This is a genomic window from Citrobacter sp. wls829 (assembly GCF_005280825.1).
Lineage (GTDB): Bacteria > Pseudomonadota > Gammaproteobacteria > Enterobacterales > Enterobacteriaceae > Citrobacter > Citrobacter gillenii.
This window is the reverse complement of the sequence record NZ_SZWP01000073.1, coordinates 1-1,309: the sequence shown is the minus strand read 5'-3', so window position 1 is coordinate 1,309 and position 1,309 is coordinate 1. Positions and strand designations below refer to the sequence as shown.

Sequence of the window (1,309 nt, the reverse complement as noted above, 5' to 3'; positions counted from 1 at the left end):
CCGCCTACATGCTTAAACCGGGACAACCGTCGCCCGGCTAACATAGCCTTCTCCGTCCCCCCTTCGCAGTAACACCAAGTACAGGAATATTAACCTGTTTCCCATCGACTACGCCTTTCGGCCTCGCCTTAGGGGTCGACTCACCCTGCCCCGATTAACGTTGGACAGGAACCCTTGGTCTTCCGGCGTGCGGGTTTTTCACCCGCATTATCGTTACTTATGTCAGCATTCGCACTTCTGATACCTCCAGCACCCCTCACAGGACACCTTCAACGGCTTACAGAACGCTCCCCTACCCAACAACACATAGTGTCGCTGCCGCAGCTTCGGTGCACAGTTTAGCCCCGTTACATCTTCCGCGCAGGCCGACTCGACCAGTGAGCTATTACGCTTTCTTTAAATGATGGCTGCTTCTAAGCCAACATCCTGGCTGTCTGTGCCTTCCCACATCGTTTCCCACTTAACTGTGACTTTGGGACCTTAGCTGGCGGTCTGGGTTGTTTCCCTCTTCACGACGGACGTTAGCACCCGCCGTGTGTCTCCCGTGATAACATTCTTCGGTATTCGTAGTTTGCATCGGGTTGGTAAGTCGGGATGACCCCCTAGCCGAAACAGTGCTCTACCCCCGAAGATGAGTTCACGAGGCGCTACCTAAATAGCTTTCGGGGAGAACCAGCTATCTCCCGGTTTGATTGGCCTTTCACCCCCAGCCACAAGTCATCCGCTAATTTTTCAACATTAGTCGGTTCGGTCCTCCAGTTAGTGTTACCCAACCTTCAACCTGCCCATGGCTAGATCACCGGGTTTCGGGTCTATACCCTGCAACTTAACGCCCAGTTAAGACTCGGTTTCCCTTCGGCTCCCCTATACGGTTAACCTTGCTACAGAATATAAGTCGCTGACCCATTATACAAAAGGTACGCAGTCACCCTGATAAATCAAGGCTCCCACTGCTTGTACGTACACGGTTTCAGGTTCTTTTTCACTCCCCTCGCCGGGGTTCTTTTCGCCTTTCCCTCACGGTACTGGTTCACTATCGGTCAGTCAGGAGTATTTAGCCTTGGAGGATGGTCCCCCCATATTCAGACAGGATACCACGTGTCCCGCCCTACTCTTCGAGTTCACAACACATGCGATTTTGTGTACGGGACTATCACCCTGTACCGTCGGACTTTCCAGACCGTTCCACTACCACACATGCTGATTCAGACTCTGGGCTGCTCCCCGTTCGCTCGCCGCTACTGGGGGAATCTCGGTTGATTTCTTTTCCTCGGGGTACTTAGATGTTTCAGTTCCCCCGGTTCGCTTC

1 rRNA gene is annotated in these 1,309 nt (G+C 53.1%); it reads right to left on the bottom strand.

The features are described from left to right. Window positions 1–1,309: ribosomal RNA gene (locus FDW88_RS16530) — 23S ribosomal RNA — on the bottom strand; the annotation flags it as partial.